The organism is Chondrinema litorale (assembly GCF_026250525.1).
Taxonomy (GTDB): Bacteria; Bacteroidota; Bacteroidia; order Cytophagales; family Flammeovirgaceae; genus Chondrinema; species Chondrinema litorale.
Genome location: NZ_CP111043.1, coordinates 1733228 through 1759485, shown reverse-complemented (window position 1 = coordinate 1759485; position 26258 = coordinate 1733228). Strand labels below are relative to the sequence as shown.

Sequence of the window (26258 nt, the reverse complement as noted above, 5' to 3'; positions counted from 1 at the left end):
GATAGTCTCAGATGAAAGTACATAGTTTATTGAAGTAAGAGTATATGTTTAAGTTTCTACATATATCTGACTTACAATAAGAAATGCCAAGAAGAAAGGGTGTAAATATGACTGCGTAAAGATAGTTTTTTTCTATATACAAAAGAAACCAATTAGACTTATTTAATCTAAAAGCAAAATTTCAAACGGTTGCATAAAGCATTTTTTTAATTCTTAGAAAAATCAGACGATGCCCTTACTATTAATTCTGTATCTAAAATTATTTTTTCGTACTTATTTGGTTCAGGGGTTTCAATCTGTTTTAGGAATAATTCACCAGCGGTTTGACCAATTTTAAAAGCAGGTTGTGCAATACTGCTTAAATGAGGTTCTACCAAAGATGTTATTTTCTGATCGTCGCTAAAACCAATTAAGGCAATATCTTCTGGTACTTTATAACCTGCATTTTTAATAACTTGAAGAGCGCCAATTGCAGCATTGTCGTTCACAGTAAAAATAGCATCGGGTATATCTGGTCTTGCTAATAGTTTCTTCATAGCATCCATACCTGCCTCTTTATTATCTGCTTCCATCATTAGGCTTTCGTCCACTTCAATATTATGGTCTTTAAGAGCTCTTACATAGCCATTAATTCTATTTTTACTAATGATAAGTGTTTCTGGCCCAGCCAAGTGTGCTATTTTTTTATAGCCTTGATCTATTAAATGTTTTACCGCGTCGTATGCGCCTCTTTCATCTTCTACAATTACTTTATGGGCGTCAATATCATCACAAACACGATCGAAAAAGACCAAAGGAATGCCTAAATCTGTAATCTTTTTTAAATGGGAAGTATCTTTTGTGTTTTTAGAAACAGATATCAAAATACCGTCTACTCGGTTATTAATGAGGGTATTTACATTGCTAACTTCTCTTTCGTAAGATTCATTAGATTGGCATATGATAACATTGTATCCAGCCTGATAGGCAACATCCTCAATACCACTAATCGCAGAAGAAAAAAAGAAGTGGATAATTTCAGGTACTATTACTCCAATTGTATATGTTCTTTTACTTCTTAAGCTAAGTGCTATTGAGTTAGGTTGGTAATTTAGTGAGGCAGCTAATTCTACAACAGCTTTTTTTGTGGTTTTACTTATATCAGGATGGTCTTTTAAAGCCCTTGATACCGTTGCCGGAGAGATATTTAGTTGCCGTGCGATATCTTTAATAGTAACCTGACGGCTTTTCATCTTGTTTTTTTGTTATTATAATTTACATGAATTGCTTAAAGTAATAATATTAAGCGAACCTGCTAAATAAATATACAATTTTGTTTTTTGCTTACCTAACAAGTTAATTAATCTTTTTTTTTAATCTTTATACCTATAAAGGGTTGCTTTTCAGAAATGACTTTTTGTTTAATGAATTATTTCATTAATGTCTTATTTACATGTTAAAGCTTAAACAAGATTAATTCTTAACAAAGTTCACATTTATATATCTGTTTAATTATCTCACTATTAAAGTAGTTGGGTATAAAGTGATTTTATTAGCTCGCAATTTAAGGTTAAAAAAATACAAATTGTATTATTTCAATAAATGACATTCCTCTTACTTTTAGTTATTTTATATTTTATTGGTAATAGTATTTTTTCAATTGAATTATTCTTATAAATCTATATTTAGATTTAATATGAAAAATAAATTTTTCGTAATCGATTACGATGACGATTGCATGAAAAATATTTAATAATTGCCTCTTTTTAATTTGTTAAACCCAAATAATCTATATATGATTAGCTTCTAATTTCATATGTTTTAATAATTAGAATGTTCTCTGACTTACCAGAAATGCTAAATAAATTTGATTAGGGAGATTTATTAATATGACTTTTTAGTGATTGTTAAAAACAAAACAATAAAATATTATGAAGTAAATATGAAAATGGAATTATTAATTAACTAAGTTTTGACAGATTACACATTGGAAATTTAAATTGATGAAAATGAAGTATAACTACCAGTTTGTAAAGATCCCTATATCTTTACTTTCTTTATTATTACTGAGCATCAGTATTGCATTTGCTCAAGAGACAACAGTAACAGGAGTAGTTACTGATGGCGAAGATGGATCTCCCCTCCCAGGGGTAAATGTTCTGTTGAAGGGTACTTCAACAGGCGCAATTACCGATTTTGAAGGTAATTATAGTATAAAAGTTTCTGGCGACGAACCGGTTCTTGTTTTCTCATATATTGGCTACTTAAAGCAAGAAGTGCCTGTTGCTAATCAATCTACAATAAATATTGCTATGCCATTAGATGTTCAGTCTTTGGCAGAGGTTGTGGTAGTAGGTTATGGTACTCAAGAAAAGAAAGAGATTACTAGTGCCGTAGTGAGTTTAGAAGCCAAAGATTTTAATCAGGGAAATATTAATAACCCAAGCCAATTGCTTCAGGGTAAAGTTCCTGGTTTGAGTGTTTCTGGTAAAGGGAATGACCCAAATGGCAAACCTGCTATCAGATTAAGAGGTATTTCTACTATTGGTGCTAATACAGAGCCTTTGGTAGTTATAGATGGTGTAATTGGTGCTTCTCTAGACAACGTTGACCCTAATGACATTGAGTCTATAAACGTATTGAAAGATGGTTCTGCAGCAGCGATTTATGGTAGCCGAGGTTCTAGTGGTGTAATCTTGGTAACAACAAAAACGGGTCAAGCTGGTGGTGTAAAAGTGAATTACCATGTATACGGTTCTATGGATACCAGAGCAAGAGACTTAGATATTCTATCAAAAGACGAGTTTCTAGCTTTAGGTGGTAACGATTTAGGTGGAGAAACTGACTGGATTGATGAGCTAACTCGTGATTCATACTCTCAAGTACATAACTTGTCAATTTCTGGTGGTAGTGGATCTACTACTTTCCGTATGGCAGCTAACTATCGTGATATCAACGGAATATTGGAAAAATCTGGCTTTGAGCAGATTAACTTCCGTGCTAACATAAACCATTCTGCTATTAACGATAGGTTAAACCTAACTTTTAACTTTTCTACAACGCAAAGAGAATCTAACTTCTCATTTCCAGAAGCATTGAGATATGGTTTGTTATACAATCCAACTGCACCTATTTTCGATGAAAACGGTTCTTATTTCCAAGTAGTTGTTTTTGATAACTACAACCCAGTAGGAATCATCGAGTTAAACCAAAACTTAGGTAAAACTAAAAAATTCAACTATAATGGTAAGATTGATTTTGAAGTAATTGATGGACTTACACTTACTGGTAACATCGCTCAACAATTAGAAGATGGTATGTTTGGTGAGTATTATCCAGGAACATCTTACTATAGAGGTTTCAACAGAAGTGGTTTAGCAAGAAGAAGAGCAGAAGACAGACAATTTACATTGTTTGAAACTTATGCGACTTACACTAAGCGTTTCGGTAATTTGAATATGACATTATCTGCTGGTTATTCTTATCAGCAAGAAAAGTTCGAAGACTTCTTGGTTGACGTAGGAGGTATTCCTGTGGATGCTGTTGCATTTAATGCATTAGAGTGGGCTAGAGAAATTCGTCAGGCAAACAGATTGACATTAGAAAGTAGTGCTACTCCAAAATCAGAAATTGCAGCACAGTTTGCAAGAGCTAATTTTAGCTGGGACGAAGCGATTTTCTTAAATGCTTCTGTAAGACGTGAAGGCTCAACAAAACTAGGAGAAGATAACAAATACGGTGTTTTCCCTGCGGTAGGTCTTGGTGTTAACTTAAACAGATATCTCGAAATTGCTGCCTTTGATCAGTTAAAAGTAAGAGCTGGTTATGGAGTAACTGGTTCATTACCAAGAGACAATGGCTTATCTAAACCTTCTTATGATGTAAACTATAGCGAAGTTGATGGTTCTTTAGAAGCGAACTTTACACAATCTAGAGCTGCTAATCCAGACCTTAAGTGGGAAGTAAAAAAAGAATTTAACTTTGGAGTTGATATAACTACATCAGACAACAGGTTAACTGCTGCATTAGATGTTTACACCAGAACAATTTCTGATTTCATTCTAGAAAGAAATGTTGACCCTGCTGTATTTGGTGCACCAACCAGATTTGAAAATGCTGGTGAACTAAGCACAAATGGTTTCGAAATATCATTGAATTATAAAGCTATTGAAGGTACCGATTTCTCTTGGAATCCGGGTATAGTGTTATCGCACTATAAATCAACATTAGATAGCTATGTGATCGAGGAGCAAATGATTGCTGAGTTAGGAGCTCCGGGTTTAAATGGAACTAACTTGGTTCGTATAAAAGAAGGAGAAGAAATAGGTCAAATTTGGGGGCCAGTATTTGAAGGCGTTGCTGATGATGGAGCGCCAATTTTAGCTGATGTAAATGGCGATGGAACATTAAAAACAGATCAAGGTAATGCTTTGGCAGAAGATGGTGACTTTGCTTTATTAGGTAATGGTCTTCCTGATTTAGAATTAGGTTTTACTAACCAAATTAGCTACAAAAGATTCGATTTGAATATGTTCTTTAGAGGTGCTTTTGGTCATAGCTTAGTAAATACTTTTAGAAACTTCTATGAGCCAAGAGTTCCAGGTTCAATCAATAGCTACAACAGAATAAATACTGAACTTGCTTTAGATAACCTTACTACTGCGTCTTTCCATTCTTACTATGTAGAAAAAGCAGATTTCTTTAAGCTAGACAACGTAACATTAGGCTACAACTTTAATGTTGGCGATGTAAGTTGGTTATCTTCACTAAATGCTTATGTAAATGTTCAGAATGCATTTGTAATTACAGATTATACAGGTCTTGATCCTGAGCCAGCACTACAAGATTTTGGTTCAGTAGATAACGGAAACAGACCAGATGTAAACCCTAATGTTTTAGCTCCTGGTGTCGACAGACGTAACAATTACTTTACTTCTAGAACTTTCACAGTAGGTGTAAGAGCATCATTCTAAGCAAACTTTAATATGACAATGAAAAACAAAAATATAATCAAAATCCTCATCATGATCTTTGCTATGTTATCATGGCAATCATGTACCGATTTAGAAGAAGAAATATTAGATAACGTAACATCAGTTCCCGAGACCGGCGGTGGCGGCGGTGGCGGCGGCGGCGGCGGTGGCATCAACATTGGTGCTCCATACTCTGTGCTATTTTCAGGAACGGCAAACCACAACTCTTACTTTTCAATACAAGAGGTTTCTACAGACGAAGTTGTTATTCCACAAAGAGGTGCTGACTGGTACGATGGTGGAACATGGTTAAGAGTTCACAGGCATGAGTATACTCCTCAAGAAGACGGTTTTAACAATGCTTGGAATGATACTTACAGAGGTGTTTTTGAGTGTAATACTTTATTACAAGACGCAGACGTACAGGCAGATGCTACCATTACCGCAGAAGTAAAAGTACTTAGAGCATATTTCTACTTTAGACTTTTAGATACTTTCGGTAATGTTAAAATTGTAACTACTCCAGGAGAAGATGCTGCGCAATCGTCAAGAGATGATGTTTTCGATTTTATTGAAAGTGAAATTTTAGATAACATCGACGATCTTTCTATTGGCAACGATGCTTCTACTTATGGTAGAATAAATAGATGGGCTGCTTCAGCACTTTTAGCAAAATTATATCTTAACTCTGAGGTGTACACTGGCACTCCAAGATGGCAAGATGCTATTGATGCAGCAGACGAAGTAATTAACTCTGGTTTGTTTGGTTTATCTCCAAACTACGAAGATGTATTTAGTGCAAACAATACGCAAAATGGTGAGCATATTTGGGTTGTTCCTTTCGATCAGGCAACTGGTACTGGTTTTAACCTTGCTATGATGACTTTGCATTATCCAAGTCAGCTTACATTTAGATTAAGCCAACAGCCTTGGAATGGTTACTGTACTTTGGAAGAATTCTATAACTCTTATGAAGATGGTGATGAAAGAAAAGAGAATAACTTCCTTACTGGTCCTCAGGTTGATGTTAATGGTAATATTGTGGGTGATGTAGGTTTTGAAAATGGTAACAACGGTGGTCCAGCAGATCCAGATGGTTTGCAGATTAATTATACTCCAGAAGTAAATATGTTGGAGCCAAACGCATTACGCCAAGCTGGTGCAAGATTATTTAAATTTACTTTTGCTCTTGAGGCTACAGATAACCTAGACAACGATTATCCAATATTCCGTTTGGGTGATATTCTTTTAACCAAAGCTGAAGCAATCGCTCGCTTAAACGGTGACTGGAACGACACTGAAACTATTATGTTGGTGAACATGCTACGTGAAAGAGCTGATGCTACTTTATACACAGCAGGTGAAATGGATGAAAATGAATTCTTAGCAGAGAGAGGTCGTGAAGTATTTATAGAAGGATGGAGAAGACAAGATTTAATTCGCTTCGGTGCATGGGGTAACGAATGGTGGGAAAAACCTGCTCATAGCAATGCTAACTTGGAGTTATATCCAATTCCTCAAGCTCAGCTTAACGTTGATCCAGCGCTATCTCAAAATCCAGGCTATTGATAATTAGATTGGGCTATATTTCAGGAGGCTGTCTCACTGAGAGCCAGCCTCTCTTTTTTACTAAGAATAACTGAATACTATTAAATTGTAATTAAACATCAAGCAGTACTTTCACCCAAGTATATGAGCAGATTAAATTACATATGGATATTAACATTTTGTGCTATTTCAGCATGTACTTCTCATAGAGAACCCCCACAACCAGATTACCTCTTTAACTTAAAAAGTGAGTCAGAAACAGGTATTCACTTTCTAAATGCATTGAGTTATACCGAATCATTTAATCCCTACACATATAGAAATTTTTACAATGGTGGTGGAGTCGCCATTGGTGATGTGAATAATGATGGACTGCCAGATATCTATTTTACAGGCAATCAGGTAGACAACAAACTCTATTTAAATAAAGGAAATTGGAAGTTTGAAGATATTACAGAAAGTGCAGGAGTAAGCTGCCTAGATGTGTGGTCGTCTGGTGTGAGTATGGTAGATATAAATGGCGATGGCTATTTAGATATTTATGTGTGCAAGTCTGGAAATCCAGAAGGAGAGAATAGATACAACGAGCTTTTTATTAATAATGGCGATCTCACTTTTACAGAGCAGGCAAAAGCTTATGGAATTGATGACAAAGGTCTTTCTACACACGCTGCTTTTTTTGACTATGATAAAGATGGCGATCTCGATTGCTATCTGCTTAATAATTCTTTTAGGTCTGTGGGTGGATATGACTTAAGAAAAGGACAAAGAGAAATTAGAGACAACGAAGGGGGCAACAAACTGTACCGAAACGATGGTGATAAATTTACCGATGTAAGTGAATTTGCCGGAATTTATGGTAGTTCTATCGGTTTTGGTTTAGGCGTAACCATAGGCGATATAAATCGAGATGGATGGCAAGATATCTACGTTTCGAATGACTTTTTTGAAAGAGATTATCTCTATATCAATCAAAAAGATGGCACATTTTCAGAGGAGTTGGAGAGCCAAATGCCAGAAATAAGCCAGAGCTCTATGGGAGCAGATATGGCAGATATCAATAACGATGGCTTTCCAGAGGTTTTTGTGACTGATATGCTACCCGAAGATGATGCCCGAATGAAAACCAAAACCACTTTCGAAAACTGGGATAAATACCAATTAAACTTTCAAAATGGTTACCATAGGCAGTTTACAAGAAATGTTTTGCAGCTAAATAACGGCAACAACACATTTAGCGAAATAGGCAGGTTGGCAAATGTATTTGCTACAGATTGGAGTTGGGGAGCACTCATATTCGATATGGATAACGATGGCTTAAAAGACATTTTTGTTGCTAACGGTATTTACAAAGACCTTACAGATCAAGATTATATTCAGTATTCATCAGACCCTGAAACAGTAAGGAAAATAATGAGCAGAGAGAAAAATGTGATTACAGGTCTGGTTGATATGATGCCATCTAACAAACTGCCTAATTACGCATTTGTAAACTCAGGGAATTTAAAATTTGAAAATAAGGCAGAAGCTTATGGGCTAGGTACTCCAAGTCATTCTAACGGGTCTGCATATGGCGATCTGGATAATGATGGCGATTTGGATTTGGTAATCAACAATATTGAAGCGGCACCTTTTATTTACGAGAATAGCTCAAACAAAAAAGCCAATTTTATTAGTATAGAGCTAAGGGGCTATGCTAAAAACTATTTTGCATTAGGTTCTCAGGTAACAGTTTATGCAGGTGATGATGTCTATTATCAAGAGCTGGCACCTTTTAGAGGATTTGAGTCTAGTGTTGATCCTCGCCTGCATTTTGGGTTGGGTACTCGTACAAAAATAGATTCCATCGTAATTAGCTGGCCAGATAACCAAAGAAGCGTGTTGAAAGAACAGGAAGCAAATCAGTTTCTTATTGTTCGCTACGATAGTATTAAGAAAGAACAACCCATTCAAAAAACATCAAAACCACAATTATTTAAAGAAATTACTGCCGAAGTAAATCTCTCTTTTAAACATACAGAAAATGCTTTTGTAGATTTTGATCGAGACCGTTTGCTTTATCATATGTTATCTGTAGAAGGACCAAAAGCAGCGAAAGCAGATGTAAATGGAGATGGTTTAGAAGATATTTATATAGGAGGAGCCAAAGATATGTCTGGGAGTCTGTTTATTCAGAAAGCAGATGGCACCTTTATGCTCTCAACTCAAGATGTATTCGAAAAAGGAAAGATTTCAGAAGATACCGATTGTGTTTTTTTTGATGCAGATAATGATGGCGATGCAGATTTGTATGTAGCCAGTGGAGGAAATGAGTTTCCATCAACTTCTTCTGCATTAAAAGATCGATTGTATTTTAATGATGGCCAGGGAAACTTTACATTGTCTAACCAGATTTTGCCAGTAGCTCGCTACGAAAACTCATCTTGTGTGCGAGCTGCTGATTTCGATGCAGATGGCGATATTGATTTGGTAGTAGGAATAAGAGCCAAGCCATTTTTATATGGAGTTCCGGTAAATGCCTATCTATTAGAAAATGATGGAAAAGGGAAGTTTACAGATGTTACTCAGCAGATGGCACCAATGCTAGAAGAGAAAGGAATGTTTACGGCTTTTGAGTGGGCAGACCTAGATAATGACAATTTCCCTGAATTAATTCTTGCTGGCGAATGGATGTCGGTCACCATTTTAAAAAACAATGTTGGCAAGTTCACCGACATATCTGAGACTGCAGGCCTTACAAACACATCAGGCTTTTGGAACACCATTGTTGCTGCTGATTTAGATAATGATGGCGACATAGATTTTGTAGCAGGAAATCACGGACTAAATTCTAGAATTAAAGCAAACCAAGATCAGCCTGTTACCATGCATGTGAATGATTTTGACAGCAATGGTACTGTAGAGCAAATTATTTCGGTACCAAATGGATTGGGTACTTATCCTTTAGTGTTAAGGCACGATTTGGTAAAACAGATGCCTGCTTTAAAAAAGAAATATTTAAAGTACGAAAGCTATAAAGAGCAAACTGTATATGATATATTTAGTGAAAGCCAAATGGAAGAAATGAGCCTTTTAAAGGCAAAGGAGTTGAAAAGTGTGGTTTTCATGAATGATGGTAATAACCATTTTACTATAAAAGCGCTACCGATTGAAGCACAGTTTGCACCTGTAAAAAGCATACTTGTGCAAGATGTAGATAGAGATGGAAACAAAGATTTAATTCTTGGTGGTAATTTTTTTAAAGCCAAGCCTGAGGTAGGTATCTATGCTGGCAGTTATGGTAATTTTTTAAAAGGTGATGGAAAAGGCAATTTCAGCGCAGTGCCAGCCAGAGAATCAGGTTTTTCTAGCAAAGGAGAAATTCGAGATTTTATCTTGCTTAATCAGAATGATACTGAAAGGCTTTTTGTTATCAAAAACAATGATAGCGTACAGGTATTTGAAATGACGAATCGAGTAAATTGAAAGTGTAAATTATATAAACTAGCAGAGTAATTATGAGAATTCTAACCAGTATTTTTCTGTGTGCTGTATTATTCAGTTCATGCAGAAGCCACGAATATTACGACAAGTTAGATACAGAACTAGCCAGTGGTGCAAGATACGACAGCCTATTTCTGGATATTAATTTCGGAATGACTCAGAAAGAGTTTTATGCGCATTGCTGGGAACTCAATAAGAAAAGACAAGTGAGCAACGGGAGTAATAATAGCTCGGTTTTATATAAATTGGATGATGAGCTAAAGCACCCTGCCGATATGAATTTTTATCCTGAATTCTATGAGGGAAAGATTGCTAAAATGCCTGTAGTTATTTCTTACAATGCATGGGCACCTTGGAACGAAGAACTAAATGCAGATCACTTGGTTGTAGATGTGTTGGCACTTTTCAAGAAATGGTATGGTGATGATTTTATGACGATTAGTGCAGAAAATAGAGGCACTGCTTATGTGAAAATTGATGGCAACCGCAGGATTTCAATTTACAAAAAAAATGAATCACAAGTAGAAGTACTATTTACCGATTTGTTAATCGAAAAGGAATTAAAAAAGAATATCTAAATTGTGATAAAGCATGTTAGCATATTTCCTCAAGAAACTATCCATATTCATTTTTATATCAGGTTTTCTCACAGTCGCCTGTTCTAAATTTGAAACTCACCAAATTCCCGAAAAAGACAAACTGTTTACATTGCTCCCGGCAGAGCAAACAGGTATCGACTTTATCAATCAACTGGAATTTAATAAGGATTTTAACATCTATACCTACCGTAATTTTTACAATGGTGGGGGAGTAGGTATTGGCGATTTTAATAATGATGGTCTGGTAGATATTTATTTTACCGCCAACATGAAATCTAATAAGCTTTACCTCAACAAAGGAAATTTTCAATTTGAAGATATTACAGAAAAAGCGGGAGTTTCGGGTACAAAAGCTTTTTCTACCGGAGTAAGTGTAGCAGATGTAAATGGTGATGGTTTTTTAGATATATATGTGTGTAACTCTGGAGATATAGAAGGAGACAACAAGCAAAACGAATTGTTCATAAACAATGGCGATCTCACTTTTACAGAAAGTGCTGAAGCCTACGGATTAGCAGATCAGGGTTTTTCTACACATGGAGCTTTCTTCGATTATGACAAAGACGGTGATCTGGATTTTTATCTTCTCAATAATTCTTATCAGGCAATTGGTAGTTTCAATCTAAGAAAAAACGAAAGGCCTAAACGCGATCCAGTTGGTGGCGATAAGCTTTTCAGAAATGATAATAACAAGTTTGTAGATGTAAGCGAAGAAGCTGGTATTTATGGAAGTATTATCGGTTTTGGTTTAGGTGTTACAGTTGGAGATATCGACAAAGATGGGTGGCAAGATATATATGTTTCCAACGATTTTTTTGAGCGAGACTACATCTATATGAATAATGGAGATGGTACTTTCCGAGAAGATTTGGAGAATAAAATGAAAAGTATCAGTGCGGCTTCTATGGGTGCAGATATGGCAGATTTTAATAATGATTCTTATGCCGATATTTTTGTCACAGAGATGCTTCCGGGAACACACGAACGTTTAAAAACAGTAACTACTTTCGAAAGTTGGGATAGATATCAGTTAAGTGTAAAGAATGATTATTACCATCAGTTTACTAGAAACATGTTTCAGTTAAATAATGCTGATGGTACATATAGCGAGATTGGCAGAATGGCTGGTATCGAAGCGACAGATTGGAGTTGGGGTGCATTAATTATTGATTTGGATAACGATGGTTGGAAAGATGTTTATGTTTCTAATGGCATTTTGGGTGACCTTACCAACCAAGATTATATCCAGTTTTTTAGTGATGGCAATATTGTAAAAGAAATTATTACAGGCGGAGTAGTAGATTATCAAAAACTAATCGATGCGATTCCTTCTAATAAGATATCTAACTACGCTTACGCGAATAACAGAGATTATACTTTTACGAATAAAGCAGAAGAATGGGGCTTGGCAACACCGAGTTTCTCTAATGGTTCAGCTTATGCAGATTTAGATAATGATGGCGATCCGGATTTGGTGGTAAATAATGTAAATATGCCGCCTTTTATCTACAGGAATGAAACCAATAAATTCCATCCAGAAAACCATTATATCAAACTAAAACTGGAAGGCGAGGGTAAAAATCCATTTGCAATCGGTGCAAAAGTGACTGTAAAGAACAATACAGGGCAAACCATGTATGTGGAGCAAATGCCTGTAAGAGGTTTTGAGTCTACCGTAGATCACCGACCAAATATAGGAGTTGGCACATCCGAAAAAGTAGATAGTGTAATAGTGGACTGGCCAAATGGTAAATCAACTATTTTAACCGATGTGGTAACTGACCAGTTGCTTACTTTAAAACAGAAAGATGCTGATAATGATAAGTCACAAGGTAAAGTGATAGAGAAAATATTATTCTCTGCGTCTAATACTAGTCATGGTATCGACTTCACTCATAAAGAAAATCCTTTTGTAGACTTTGATCGAGACAGACTCATTTTTCACATGTTGTCAACTGAAGGTCCTAAGATGGCAAAAGCCGATGTAAATGGCGATGGTTTAGAAGATTTTTATATTGGTGGAGCCAAAGATTCTCCCGGAGAGCTATTTATTCAAAAGTCTAATGGACAGTTTGAAAAGTCAAACACAGCAGTATTCGAAGCAGATAAAGGAGCAGAAGATGTAGATGCGATATTTTTTGATGCAGATAATGATGGTGATGCTGATTTGTACGTGGCGAGTGGCGGTAATGAGTTTTCGTCTATTTCATCTTCTTTGTTAGATAGAATTTATTTCAACGATGGGCGAGGCAATTTCACTAGAAATAAATCTGCACTTCCTTTTACTAAATACGAAAGTACTGGTTGTATAACAGCATCAGATTTTGATGGCGATGGCGACCTCGATTTGTTTGTGGGTAATCGCCTTACTCCATTTAATTATGGTGTAAGTGGTAATAGCTATTTGTTGGAGAATGATGGAAAGGGGAAGTTTAAAGATGTAACCAACGATTTTGCACCAACATTTAAAGCGATGGGTATGGTTACTTCGGCAGTCTGGCAAGACATTGATAATGATAATGACGAAGATTTACTGGTAGTAGGAGACTGGATGCCGATTAAAGTTTTTATTAACGAAAATGGTAAATTAACCGAGACGAAAATTCCGGCTTTAGATAAGTCTGAAGGTTGGTGGAATACCATTCAAGCAGGTGATTTTAACGACGATGGTTTGATAGACTTTGTGGTAGGGAACCATGGGTTAAACTCTAGGTTTGAAGCCAGCAAAGACAAGCCACTCAGCATGTATGTAAATGATTTTGATAAGAATGGAACTGCTGAGCAAATTATCAATCAATATTATGCCAATGCTTCTTATCCAATAGTGTTGCGCCACGATTTGGTAATGCAAATGCCACATCTTAAAAAGAAATACCTCAAATACGATAGCTATAAGAACCAGACAATTCACGATATTTTTACTGAACAAGAGCTAAAAGATGCGGTTGTTCAAAATACATACAGACTCGAAAGTGTATTGTTGATGAATAGAGGGAATGGTGATTTCGATTTAGAGCCTTTACCTGCTGAGGTGCAGTTTTCCCCAACTTATGCTTTTCTCACTGGCGATTTTAATAATGATGGTAATCTGGATATTCTTTCAGGTGGAAATCTTTACAATGTAAAACCAGAAGTTGGTCGCTACGATGCTAGCTATGGTTTACTACTCGCAGGCAATGGCGATGGTACATTTGAATCAGTGAGTTCGGCAAAGAGTGGAATTAATTTATCTGGGCAAGTACGCGATTTTGAAATGCTGAATGTAGCAGGAGAAAATATACTTGTAGTAGTTAAAAACGATGCACCTCTTCAGCTTGTAAAAGTTGAATCGCAAGGTATTAGAATTCCTGTGCAATAAGCAAAGTTTATTTTTTAACCGGTTTTAGAACTCAATATGGCAACATCAGTAAACAAGCAGTGGTGGAAAGAAAGTGTGATATATCAGATTTATCCGCGAAGTTTTAATGATAGTAATGGAGATGGTGTTGGTGATTTGCCCGGAATTATTGAAAAGCTAGATTACTTACAGCATCTCGGAATTGATGTAATCTGGTTGTGTCCGTTTTATTCATCACCAAATGACGATAATGGCTATGATATAAGCGATTATTATGGTGTATTAAATGAGTTTGGAACGATTGAAGATGTTGAAAAACTGCTAGAAGAGGCCCAGAAAAGAAACATCAAAATAATTATAGATTTAGTGGTGAACCATAGTTCAGATGAACATCAATGGTTTGTAGAATCTAGAAAATCTAAAGACAACCCTTACAGAGATTATTATATATGGCATCCGCCAGTAGATGGAAAAGCGCCGAACAACTGGGTGTCGTTTTTTAGTGGTAGTGCTTGGCAGCTAGACGAAGCCACTGGTGAATATTATCTACACTTATTCACCAAAAAACAGCCTGATCTTAACTGGGAGAATGACAATCTCAGAAAAGAAATCTATGATATGATGCATTTCTGGCTGCAAAAAGGTGTGGCAGGTTTTAGAATGGATGTAATTCCGTTGATATCTAAAAAGCCCAACTTGCCTTCTTTTCCTGCCGGTTTTGATGGAAACTTCCCAGAGTTTTATGCGAGTGGACCAAGAGTGCATGAGTTTTTAAAAGAGATGAACAGAGAAGTGCTGTCTAAATATGATATTATGACAGTTGGCGAGGGAATAGGTGTAAAGCAAGAAGAGGTGAATGCTTATGTTGGGCAAAGTAGTAATGAGTTAAATATGGTTTTCCATTTTGGACATATGTTTTTAGATCGCCAGACCGATGATATGTTGGAGTGGAAGCAATGGTCACTTGTGGAATTTAAAGAGGTGTTTGAGAAATGGGAGAAAGCATTAGGCAACGAAGGTTGGGGAAGTCTTTTTTTGGGCAATCACGATTTTCCGAGAATAGTATCTCGCTTTGGTAATGATGAAGCATATAGAGTAGAATCAGCTAAGTTGATAGGTACTTTGTTGTTTACCCTCAAAGGCACGCCATACATTTATCAGGGAGATGAGATAGGAATGACCAATGTGGCCTACGAAAGTATGGATGATTATAATGATGTTCAGACTTTAAATGCGTTTAAAGAATTTCTAGCAAATGGAGGCTCTGCCGAGGTATTTCTACCTAAAGCACATTTATCTAGCAGAGATAACGCCCGCACACCTGTACAGTGGGATAATAGCAATCAAGCTGGTTTCACAACTGGAACTCCGTGGCTAAAAGTGAATCCAAACTATAAAGAGATTAATGTTGCTCAAGCTGTTGAAGATGAAAATTCAATTTTTAATTATTACAGAAAGCTCATTCAATTAAGAAAGCGACATGAAGTTTTGGTGTATGGTGATACTGATATAATAGATAAACCCAATACTAAAATCTACGCTTATACTAGAACTTTAGAAGATAAGCAGGTTTTTGTAGTTTTAAATTTCAGTGCTGAAAATACAGAATTTCAACTGCCTCAAAACCTAGCAGTAAAAGTAGAAGCAGATAAAGTAATGTTAAGTAACTATCCGGTAGTGCCACATACAGGTAAAGAAAATCTCAGTCTAAAACCTTATGAAGGTAGAGTTTATCTGCTTTTTTGAATGAATAATTCAGAAAATTAAAAACTGGCTTAATAGCTCTTTTATCCATATTTCCACAGATTCCTTTTGAAATCTGCCATTGAATTTATATCCTTGAGTAGCAACACTATTCACTACCTACTCAATTACATCAATCAGATTATCTATCAAATTCAATGGCTGAACTTCAGGATTCTTCCTCCTCTCCAAAACTTAAACAAACTTTAGGGCCACTCATGTTATGGGGGCTAGGTGTAGGTTATGTAATCTCAGGTATGTACTTCGGTTGGAACATCGGGCTCGAAAAAGGAGGTACACTTGGGCTAGCAATCGCTACATTTTTTATCATCATCATGTATGTAACTTTCACCTTTAGTTATACAGAGTTGGCTTGTGCCATTCCTAAGGCTGGTGGTGCTTTTGATTATGCCGATAGAGGTTTAGGGAAGAATATGGGATTTATCGCTGGAATTGCCCAGATTGTTGAGTTTGTGTTTGCACCTCCTGCCATTGCTTTGGCTATTGGAGCTTATTTTCATTTGTCCTTCCCGCAGTTTGATACCATTGCAATAGCCATAGTCGCTTATCTTATATTTACTGGACTCAATATTTATGGTGTAAAAGCTGCCGCCTCATTTGAGTTAATTATTACAATTTTGGCTGTCGGTGAATTACTGCTTTTTACAGGAGCTACCATGCCTGAGTTTCAGTTTGAAAACCTAAAGCAAAATGCTTTGCCCAATGGTGTTGAAGGGATTTTTGCTGCTATTCCATTTGCGATTTGGTTTTTCTTAGCAATAGAAGGTGTAGCCAACGTAGCCGAAGAAACTATTAATCCACAAAGGAATGTGTTGATTGGTTTTGGGTCTGCGATTCTCACCTTAGTCGTTTTATGTTTGCTTACATTTTCTTCTTCAGTTGGCGTAGCTGGTTGGGAAGCCATCGTATTTCCTGTAGGAAGCGAAACTGCTTCAGACTCACCGTTGCCATTGGCATTAGGCAGAGTTGTGGGTGAAAATGCTTTCCTATATGAACTGTTGATCACCATCGGACTTTTTGGTTTAATTGCTTCATTCCACGGAATTATCTTGGCTGCTGGTCGAGCTACTTTTGAGTTTGGTAGAGTAGGTTACGCACCAAGATTTTTAGGTAAGGTTCAGAAAAAATTTAGGACTCCTGCAAATGCTTTAATTATCAATATGGTGGTGGGAATTATTGCTTTATTAACTGGTAAAACTGGTGAAATTATTACCATAGCTTGTTTTGGAGCATTAAGCTTATACATCATTTCTATGATTACATTCTTCTCTTTGAGAAAGAAAGAACCCGATATGCCTCGCCCATTTAAAGTACCCATGTATCCTGTTTTTCCAGCTTTGGCATTAACTATTGCAGTAGTCGCCCTCATAGCAATGACAGTTTACAACCTAATGCTCGGTGCGATTTACTTCGGTTTTGTATCAGCATCTTTTATTGCTTTTAAGATGTTTTATAAAGAAGAGGCAAAGGTGGTTTAAGGGGGGAGTTAGAATAAACTCCCTACTCAACAAAAGTCCTACTTAGCGGATACTCGTATACTTCTAGGTCGTGGGCTTCTAATACTGCGAGAAGTACAACAATGAGTTCGTAAACTGCCAGTAGGATTAAACCAAAAATACCAACCCATACCAAGAGCAAAACAAAAGAAATGGTAAAGTAAATACTCATGGTAATTTGAAAATTGAGTGCTGCTTTGGCATGAACTTCAATTTCGGGGAATTCTTTTACCTTGTTTTTTAAAATATAATATGGCCCTAACATGTTGGCATAAGGAATAATTAAACCTAACAAACCACTGCCATGGCATATCATAGCCCATTTTACTAATTCCTCGTCTTCGGATGTAATTTTTCTCATATAAATAAAACAATGAAGGGAATTGCTTAATTCAGGAAGTAAACTAGTATTACTTCCTGAATCTCTGATGGGCTAAAATAATCAAAAAAAGATATGTGCTTAGATAAATTTACTTGCTGAGTAAATAACCAATTTTTAATCTGGCATTAAATGAGATGGGTTCTATATCTGTAAATGTTGTGATATCTGATTGGAAAAAAACACTGCCATCACTTTCTGGTTCTTTTAACCTTAAATTTTGTAAACCTGCTCCAAAGCTCCATTCCAATATTAACCTTTCAGATTTTAATAAAAATCGCTGTCTGCCCCATCGTAAATGGAAATCTATAATTCTCCTGTGAAAAGTGCCTTGTTCTATTCGAAAGTAATCCGTATAGCTGATGTCGTAAGTGATTTTATACCAATCTCCATGATAGCCTGCGTCTAAAGAGAAAAAGTCTCTGAGCTTTTTATTATGATTATAATGGTAGTATAGTTTAAACTCAGCTCTTGATTTAAAGCCAATGTAACGATCAAAAGCTGCTTCTTCGTTAAAGTTTTCGGGAGCTAATATAGGTCCGGCTTCTAGGAGTACACCAAAGTATTCATTAATAAATCTTTCACCTGATATTAAAAATGCAGGATAGTTATCTGTAAAATTTACTAGTTCTAAAGAAGCTACCCAACCCGGTTTTACTTTGAGTGAATCAACATGTATTTGTGCTTTTGCTGAAATATGAACATAGCAAAAACATAGTAGTATAATGATTCTTTTAATAGTAAAATGCTGTAAAGACATGGACTAATAAGTAATTGGTAACACACTAAGTAATTCTAATTTTTCACCTATTTGATATTGATAAATGCCATCATCGCCAGTTACAATAAGCAAGTCATTTCTTACAATTACATCATTAGCAGAATGAGCGGTATAAACAGTGTCTTGTATGGGTATTGTTGGATCATCAATAGAGAATTGTACTAAACCAAAGTCTCCATCGCATACATACAATTTATTATTTCCACCAATACCTAAACCTCTAGGGTTGTTCATAAAAATGCTATTTACTTGAAATGGCTCTGCATAATTGCTTACATCTACTACCTCCAATACATTGATATTAATAGGACTTGCACAACTAACTCCTTCTCTTAAAGTGACATACGCATAATTACTACTTACCACTACTGGGTCGCAACCTGTAAAGTGAGTATATGTTGATAAGTGTTGAGGTTGAGCAGGATTATCTAGGTTATAGATATACATAGCGTTATTAGCCCCAATAAAAAGATGGTTGTTGTATGGGAAAATAGTTTCTATACCTACACCAATTTCAACTTTGCTTAAAGCTAATGGAGCTGATAGATTACTAATTTGTACTGGGATTAAGCTTGTGTTGTCTACCACATATAGATAGTCGTTTAAAATGGTAAATCTGGCTAATGAGCCTCCTTGGCTTATATTTCCTCCAGAATCAAAAGAAGGACTCATATCAGAAGATGAATCTTCTTCGCAACTGAATAAAAGGGAGAGAGAGAAAAATATAAATGGTAATAGCTTTTTCATTATCTGTAGCATTTAGGGTTTTCAACATTTCCGGGAATCCAATCTATTACAATGCCTTTGTTAGGGTCTGGGCACTCAAAATACACATTGGTAAATGGAGGGACGGAGCTATACTCAATCATGTCTTCGATTCTTTCTAAGATTTGTAATTCTCCATTTGTTTCCACAGTGAAAGCCACTATATCACTATAATTATCGGCATAAATAACTCCGTCTTTTACAGCAACATCGTTATTACCGGGTACTTCTACGAAAAAAAGATTTTGGGGTAATTTTGGGTTTGAATTATCAATTACATGAAAGCCTTCATTTTTAATATTTACGATGAGGTAATTGTTATAAGTAAATATTTTAGCGGGGTTTTCAATTGCTTTTGCAGGCGCTTTTTGGATCTTTAAGTAATCTTGATCATTTGCATAAACTGGAATATAAGTTAAAGCATCTGCATTTGGTCTTGTGCCCCCAAAAGGTTCGTCGCCTTCTACACAAGAGAGCATAGAAGCGAATACGAAAAAATAACAAATTTTTTTGATCATGAGATGGTAGCTTGAATTTGAAAAGTACTATTTAAAGTACGGAAGCATTCTTAAGGCTGCTGCAAAGGCATAAAAAAAGCCCTTTCGTAATGAAAGAGCTTTTAATTTTATATTATTTATAAATTTTAGGCTTTGTTCTGTTCTTTGATTTTATTTAGTGCAGAACCTGCTCTAAACCAATCAATTTGACCTTCATTGTAAGTGTGATTTGTAACAACCACATCTTTTGAACCATCAGCATGAACGAATTCCAAAGTTAATGGCTTATTAGGAGCAAAATCAGTAAGGTCTAAGAAGTTGATTGTATCAGCCTCTTGGATTTTATCGTAATCAGCTTCATTAGCGAAAGTTAATGCTAACATACCTTGTTTCTTAAGGTTAGTTTCGTGAATACGAGCAAATGATTTTACTAATACAGCTCTTACACCTAAATGGCGTGGTTGCATTGCAGCATGCTCTCTAGAGGAACCTTCACCATAGTTGTGGTCTCCAACTACAATGGTAGGGATGCCCGCAGCTTTGTATGAACGTTGTACATCAGGTACACCACCAAGTTCTCCGGTTAATTGATTTTTAACTTTATCTGTTTCGCCATTGTAAGCATTTACAGCACCAGTTAAAGTGTTGTTAGAAATATTGTCTAGATGACCTCTATATCTTAACCATGGGCCAGCCATAGAGATGTGGTCAGTAGTGCATTTTCCTTGAGCTTTAATTAACAACTTAGCACCAGTGATGTTTTTACCATCCCAAGGGTTAAACCCTTCTAAAAGTTGCAAACGCTTAGATTCTGGATTTACTTTAACTTCAACACCTGAGCCATCTTCTGCTGGAGAAATATAACCTGGATCTTCAACATCAAATCCTTTTGGAGGAAGTTCCCATCCTGTTGGTGGGTCAAGTTTTACTTCTTCTCCTTTATCATTAGTTAAAGTATCAGTCATTGGATTGAACCCTAACTTACCTGAAATTGCAATTGCAGCAACCATCTCTGGTGATGTAACAAATGCATGAGTATTAGGGTTACCATCTGCTCTTTTTGCAAAGTTTCTGTTAAAAGAGTGAACGATTGTATTTTTTTCTTTTTTGTCTGCGCCAGCTCTATCCCACTGTCCGATACAAGGGCCGCAAGCATTGGTAAATACTTTAGTGCCTAATTTTTCGAAAGTGTCGATAAACCCATCACGCTCAATAGTAAATCTTACTTGCTCAGAACCTGGGTTAATACCGAATTCTGCTGCTGGTTTTAAACCTTTATTTAATGCTTGTTCAGCGATAGAGGCAGCTCTTGATATATCCTCATAAGAAGAATTAGTACAAGAACCAATAAGTCCCCATTCTACTTTTTCTGGCCAACCGTTTTCTTGTGCTTTAGCGCTCATTTCAGAAATTGGAGTAGCAAGGTCTGGAGTAAATGGACCATTTACGTGTGGCTCTAAAGTAGAAAGATCAATTTCGATTACTTGATCGAAGTATTGCTCAGGATTAGCATAAACTTCAGCATCACCAGTTAAATTTTCTTTTACACCATTTGCTAAGTCTGCAACCTCATCACGACCAGTAGCTCTTAAGTAACGCTCCATAGAGTCGTCGTAACCGAAAGTAGAAGTTGTAGCACCGATCTCAGCACCCATATTACAAATGGTACCTTTACCAGTACAAGACATGCTTTCTGCACCTTCGCCGAAGTATTCTACAATAGCACCAGTACCACCTTTTACAGTAAGGATACCAGCTACTTTTAATATTACATCTTTTGGAGCAGTCCAACCGTTCATTTTGCCGGTTAACTTCACACCAATTAATTTAGGAAATTTAAGTTCCCAAGCCATACCTGCCATCACATCAACAGCATCTGCTCCACCAACACCTACAGCAACCATTCCTAGACCGCCAGCATTTACAGTGTGAGAATCGGTACCGATCATCATACCACCTGGGAATGCATAGTTTTCTAAAACTACTTGGTGAATAATACCAGCTCCCGGTTTCCAAAACCCGATACCATATTTGTTAGAAACTGATTCCAAAAAATTAAATACTTCATTAGATGTATTGATAGCATTCTGAAGGTCAGCTGCAGCTCCTATTTTGGCTTGGATTAGGTGATCACAATGTACGGTAGTTGGTACAGCTACTTTGTCTTTACCTGCTTGCATGAATTGCAAAAGTGCCATTTGGGCTGTTGCATCTTGGCATGCAATTCTATCTGGAGCAAAGTTTACATACGATTTACCTCTTTCGTATGCTTCCGTTGCATCTCCATCATACAGGTGTGAATACAAAATTTTCTCAGAAAGAGTTAGAGGTTTTCCTACTGTCTTTCTAGCTGCTGCAATTCTATCGCCCATTTGGGAATAGACTGCCTTAATCATATCAATATCAAATGCCATATTGTATTTTAATTATATTGGTTGGTAAAAGAGTTTAAAAAAGCTTTGCAAAACTAAGAAATATACCGATTCAATGTGAACTTAAGTAATATTTCTAGCTATATATTTTTAGCGAATTTTATTCAAAATATCATATTTCCGCTGATAAGCCTTAAATATATAACACCTATTTGACTGAGCAGTTTAATTATTCAATAAAAAATACTAATTAATCTATAATTAAAATTAATGTTTTCTATATTTCAGTCAATTAATAAAATTATTTGTGGGTATTATAAGAATAAGTTTTGTTTTTTTACGCTTTAAATTTTAACCACATAGTCCTATTAAAATTTAAAAAAACAAGTATCTATTCTATTTTTTAATCGTATTTAAAGCAATTCAATGTAATGATAATATGGATATTATAATTTTTAAATTTTCCGTAATATTTTTACAAATTATCATTTAAAGGAGCATATATTCTGGTAATTTTTTTAATGTCAAAAGACTAAATGGGGGACACATTAACTTACGTTTTATTTGTTGTAGGTTTCGTATTGCTGATAAAAGGAGCGGACTATTTGGTGGACGGTTCATCTTCAATTGCAAAGAAATTTAATATATCAGATTTTATTGTTGGGATGACGATTGTATCGTTTGGTACTTCCATGCCCGAGCTGATAGTAAACATATTAGCAAGTGTAAATGGTAGTTCTGAGCTAGCTATCGGAAATATTATAGGAAGTAATATTGCTAATATTCTCCTCATATTGGGTATCTCTTCGGTAATTTGTCCATTACCTCTACATAGAAATACTGTTTTAAGTGAAATCCCATTTTCACTAACTAGTGCACTTCTAGTTGGATTTCTAGCTAATGCAGCCTTGTTTGATAGTAAAGAGAATCTAACCATTAGCCGACCGGATGGTATCATCCTTTTATTCTTTTTCGCACTCTTTCTAGCTTATATTTTTAGAATGGGAAAAGAAAGTCAGTCACCATTAGTAGAGGCTGATCACGAAATAGTGATTATGCCGATGCATAAATCTATTTTAATGATTGCAGGTGGTTGCTTTGCTTTATTTTTAGGCGGAAAATGGGTGGTAGATGGTGCTGTTAAACTTGCAGAGCACTTTGGCTTTTCACAAACATTTATTGGTCTTACGATTGTGGCTATAGGTACATCCTTACCAGAGCTTGTTACATCTGCAATCGCTGCCAGAAAGAAAAATACAGATATAGCTGTAGGTAATGTAATTGGTTCTAATATTCTTAACCTCCTTTGGATATTAGGTATAAGTTCTATCACGATGCCACTACCATTTGACATTACTACCAATACAGATATTGTAGTATTGATTTTTGCTAGTAGTCTTCTGCTTTTGGCAATGGCAACGGGAACAAAAAATGCCATAGACCGTTGGGATGGAATAGCCTTTGTCTTTATCTATATTGCTTATATAGTATTTTTGGTGTACAGAGGTTAAAAACTATCAATTAAAACAGTCTTGCTTTCAGGTTTTGGATGATAAAGCCTGATTTTTTTGCTGTTAGGCTAAAAATTAAATCCTCTCTTTTGTTAATAGTCTTATTTTTGTGAAACCTTAAAATTATCAAAAATCAAACATTAAGGGCTAAAATCTGTAAGTATTTGTAATATATCATCAATAACAAAACCGATTGGTTTTATAATTTAATGTCGGTTCAGAAAGCTTACTAAATGATATTAATTTTATCTGAAACTATGAAAAAAGTATTGAATACAAGATATCTGTTCGGTTTACTATTTTTTCTAACCAGTTATCAAACCTTTGCTCAGCAGGATATTCCTGTAGAAGAACTTGAAGAGTACAAAGTGCAAACTCGAGACCTAGTAGGCTTCTTGCAGTTCACTATGAATACCCTTGGTGACCCAACTACAAATGCTAAAGAAAAGGATATTATAATAAATCAAAGTTATATTAAGATTTTTAGGGATGATAAAGTGCAGGTGGAAGATGACCTAGACGAAAATCGTGATGTAGTATCTAACAAAGATGTACAGGCTTATTTAAAAGACATAGATTTCTTTTTTAAGCAAGTACAATTTGAGTTTAATATTTCGGATGTTGAGCATCAAGTAAATGACAATGGACAGGTATATTTTAAAGTAACTGCCAATAGAAACTTACAAGGTATTACAATAGATAATGATACCGTAAACGTAAATAAGCCAAGATATATAGAAGTTAATCTTGATAGAGAAAATAGAGATTTACGCATAGTAAGTATGTATACTACGCGTCTTAGTGAAGAAGAAGAGCTTACAACTTGGTGGAACAATTTAACACTTGAATGGCAAGCAACATTTAGAAGACAACTACAGATTGTTGAAGATACTTTGAGCTTTGAGCAAATTAGGGTAGCTGTAAACATGGAAGATCTTGATATTTCTAATAACGAATTGGTAGCTGACCTTTCTGCACTAAGCAAGTTAACCAAGCTTCGTAAACTCAATATTTCTAATACAAACGTAGTAGATCTAGTTCCACTGAGAAACCTTACCCGTTTAGAAGTATTACAGTGTTCTCATACTTTAGTAAATGATTTAAGTCCATTAAAGTATTGCACAAATCTTAAAGAGCTTTATTGCGATGGTACTTTGGTGTCTGATATAATGCCATTAGCTAATTTTAGCAAGTTGGAGAAGTTATATGCTTTTACCACACCAATTAATGACCTGAAAGCTTTGTCAGGTTTGCAACAATTAAAAGATTTAAGAATCTACGATACGCCAGTATCTAATCTTACTCCTTTAGCTAATCTAAAAAATCTGGAAATTCTGAGATGTTCTTATACTCAGGTATCTGATCTATTACCAATTGCCGGCTTAAAGAGTTTGGAGAGGTTACATATAGAATATACTAAAGTAACCAGCTTAGATGCATTGCAGAATATCGCAACATTAAAGCAATTGTATAGTGATGGCAATGAGATAAAAAGTTTAGAGCCATTAAATGGTTTACCAAATTTAGAGAAAGTTTATTGTGATAACACACTAATTACCAGAGAAGAGGCAGCTAAATTTATGTCTAAAAATAGAAATACGCTGGTAATTTATGAGTCTGAGCAGCTAAGCAATTGGTGGATAACGATTAGTCCAGCTTGGAAAGAAGTGTTTGCTTCTTATGTTGAATTGGATGAGTCTCCGTCTAAAGAGCAGTTGCAAACTGTCGCAAACTTAGCTAATGTAGATATTTCTGGTAAAAAAGACATAAACTCATTAGAGCCTTTAAAAGAGTTATTGCACTTAAAAGAAATCAACTGCCAAAATACAACAGTTTCTTCATTGAGTCCTTTAAGTGATTTGATAGATGTAGAAGTAATTAACTGTGCTGGTACCATGTTGCCTGCAAATGGTCTAGAAGCAGTAAAATCTCTGTCTAACCTAAAAACACTAGATTTTAGCAATACACTTGTAAGCAATATTCCATTTGGTAACTATACTTCTTTAGAAAAAGTAGTTGCAGATAAAACAGGTATTACTTCTTTAAATGCTTTAAACAAATTAGGAAACTTAAGAATGGTTTATTGTGATAACACGCAAATTAAGCCTGAAAAAGTAAGAGAGTTTGCTTCTGAAAATAAGAATGTATTGGTGATTTACCGTACAGAAAAACTGAAAGGCTGGTGGAAATTACTAGATGAAGATTGGAAATCTATTCTGAGTAAGCAAATTGCGCTAGAAGGCTCTCCAGATAGAGAGCAGTTACATCAAATAACTAGTCTTAAAGTATTGGATATACCAGAAGGTACTAGAATTAACAGTTTAAATCCGCTTTCAGATTTTACTAGTTTAGAAGAGCTAAGATTCTCTAATACCGCAGTTAGTAGTTTAAATGCTATTAGTGGATTGAAAACACTTAAAATTTTAGAATGCCCTAAAAACCCGATCTACGAGCTTGATCCTCTTTCAGGATTAATTAACCTGGAATACATCAATTTTGAAAATACTCCAGTGAAAAAGCTTGATCCATTGGAAAACCTAAAGCAATTGGGAGTAGTAAAATGTTCTGCTACACAAATTAAAAAGCTAAATGCTTTAGAAGAATTACCAAATCTAAAAAGGTTAGAATGTTACAATACCAATGTATCTAATGGTAAAGCAAGGCGTTTCAAAGAAGATTTTCCGCAAGTAGATGTGGTTTATTATTAATGAATGATAGAAGCTAAAAACAAAGGGCTAGTCAATTGTTTTGACTAGCCCTTTGTTTTTACACAA

15 protein-coding genes are annotated in these 26258 nt (G+C 35.6%); 9 read left to right on the top strand and 6 right to left on the bottom strand.

What is annotated here, in order from left to right; genetic code table 11:
* Nucleotides 1-206 precede the first annotated feature (206 nt).
* Nucleotides 207-1232, bottom strand: a complete 1026-nt coding sequence (locus tag OQ292_RS07405; protein WP_284685415.1) for a LacI family DNA-binding transcriptional regulator — start codon at nucleotides 1230-1232, stop codon at nucleotides 207-209.
* A gap of 756 nt (nucleotides 1233-1988) precedes the next feature.
* Between OQ292_RS07405 and OQ292_RS07400 the strand changes: the two genes are divergently transcribed.
* The 7 genes from OQ292_RS07400 (at nucleotide 1989) to eat (ending at nucleotide 17161) form a co-directional block, all read left to right on the top strand.
* Nucleotides 1989-4952: a SusC/RagA family TonB-linked outer membrane protein gene (locus OQ292_RS07400; RefSeq protein ID WP_284685414.1), complete on the top strand. Its 2964-nt coding sequence runs from the start codon at nucleotides 1989-1991 to the stop codon at nucleotides 4950-4952.
* A gap of 18 nt (nucleotides 4953-4970) precedes the next feature.
* Entirely contained in the window at nucleotides 4971-6521 is a 1551-nt protein-coding gene (locus tag OQ292_RS07395; RefSeq protein ID WP_284685413.1) for a RagB/SusD family nutrient uptake outer membrane protein, read from the top strand.
* A 123-nt stretch (nucleotides 6522-6644) separates the two neighbouring features.
* Entirely contained in the window at nucleotides 6645-9965 is a 3321-nt protein-coding gene (locus tag OQ292_RS07390) for a VCBS repeat-containing protein (protein WP_284685412.1), read from the top strand.
* A gap of 32 nt (nucleotides 9966-9997) precedes the next feature.
* Nucleotides 9998-10561, top strand: a complete 564-nt coding sequence (locus tag OQ292_RS07385; protein ID WP_284685411.1) for a hypothetical protein — start codon at nucleotides 9998-10000, stop codon at nucleotides 10559-10561.
* 13 nt (nucleotides 10562-10574) lie between these two features.
* Entirely contained in the window at nucleotides 10575-13940 is a 3366-nt protein-coding gene (locus OQ292_RS07380) for a VCBS repeat-containing protein (RefSeq protein WP_284685410.1), read from the top strand.
* A gap of 36 nt (nucleotides 13941-13976) precedes the next feature.
* Entirely contained in the window at nucleotides 13977-15665 is a 1689-nt protein-coding gene (locus OQ292_RS07375) for a glycoside hydrolase family 13 protein (RefSeq protein ID WP_284685409.1), read from the top strand.
* A 155-nt stretch (nucleotides 15666-15820) separates the two neighbouring features.
* Nucleotides 15821-17161, top strand: coding sequence for an ethanolamine permease (gene eat / locus OQ292_RS07370; RefSeq protein ID WP_284685408.1), 1341 nt, complete (start codon nucleotides 15821-15823; stop codon nucleotides 17159-17161).
* 22 nt (nucleotides 17162-17183) lie between these two features.
* On the opposite strand, the gene OQ292_RS07365 is transcribed toward eat, so the two are convergent.
* From OQ292_RS07365 to OQ292_RS07345, 5 genes are all read right to left on the bottom strand, one after another.
* Nucleotides 17184-17540, bottom strand: coding sequence for a DUF4870 domain-containing protein (locus OQ292_RS07365; protein ID WP_284685407.1), 357 nt, complete (start codon nucleotides 17538-17540; stop codon nucleotides 17184-17186).
* A gap of 109 nt (nucleotides 17541-17649) precedes the next feature.
* Complete coding sequence (locus OQ292_RS07360) at nucleotides 17650-18318, bottom strand: hypothetical protein (protein WP_284685406.1); 669 nt, start codon at nucleotides 18316-18318, stop codon at nucleotides 17650-17652.
* A 3-nt stretch (nucleotides 18319-18321) separates the two neighbouring features.
* A complete protein-coding gene (locus OQ292_RS07355) occupies nucleotides 18322-19086 on the bottom strand; it encodes an LVIVD repeat-containing protein (RefSeq protein WP_284685405.1) in 765 nt (254 codons plus the stop codon).
* Entirely contained in the window at nucleotides 19086-19622 is a 537-nt protein-coding gene (locus OQ292_RS07350) for a hypothetical protein (protein WP_284685404.1), read from the bottom strand. Before OQ292_RS07350 ends, OQ292_RS07355 begins: the two co-directional genes overlap by 1 nt.
* A gap of 125 nt (nucleotides 19623-19747) precedes the next feature.
* Nucleotides 19748-22015, bottom strand: a complete 2268-nt coding sequence (locus tag OQ292_RS07345; protein ID WP_284685403.1) for an aconitate hydratase — start codon at nucleotides 22013-22015, stop codon at nucleotides 19748-19750.
* A 494-nt stretch (nucleotides 22016-22509) separates the two neighbouring features.
* Here OQ292_RS07345 and OQ292_RS07340 point away from each other — a divergent pair, with 494 nt between their 5' ends.
* Entirely contained in the window at nucleotides 22510-23484 is a 975-nt protein-coding gene (locus OQ292_RS07340) for a calcium/sodium antiporter (protein ID WP_284685402.1), read from the top strand.
* A 257-nt stretch (nucleotides 23485-23741) separates the two neighbouring features.
* A complete protein-coding gene (locus OQ292_RS07335; protein ID WP_284685401.1) occupies nucleotides 23742-26192 on the top strand; it encodes a leucine-rich repeat domain-containing protein in 2451 nt (816 codons plus the stop codon).
* Nucleotides 26193-26258 lie beyond the last annotated feature (66 nt).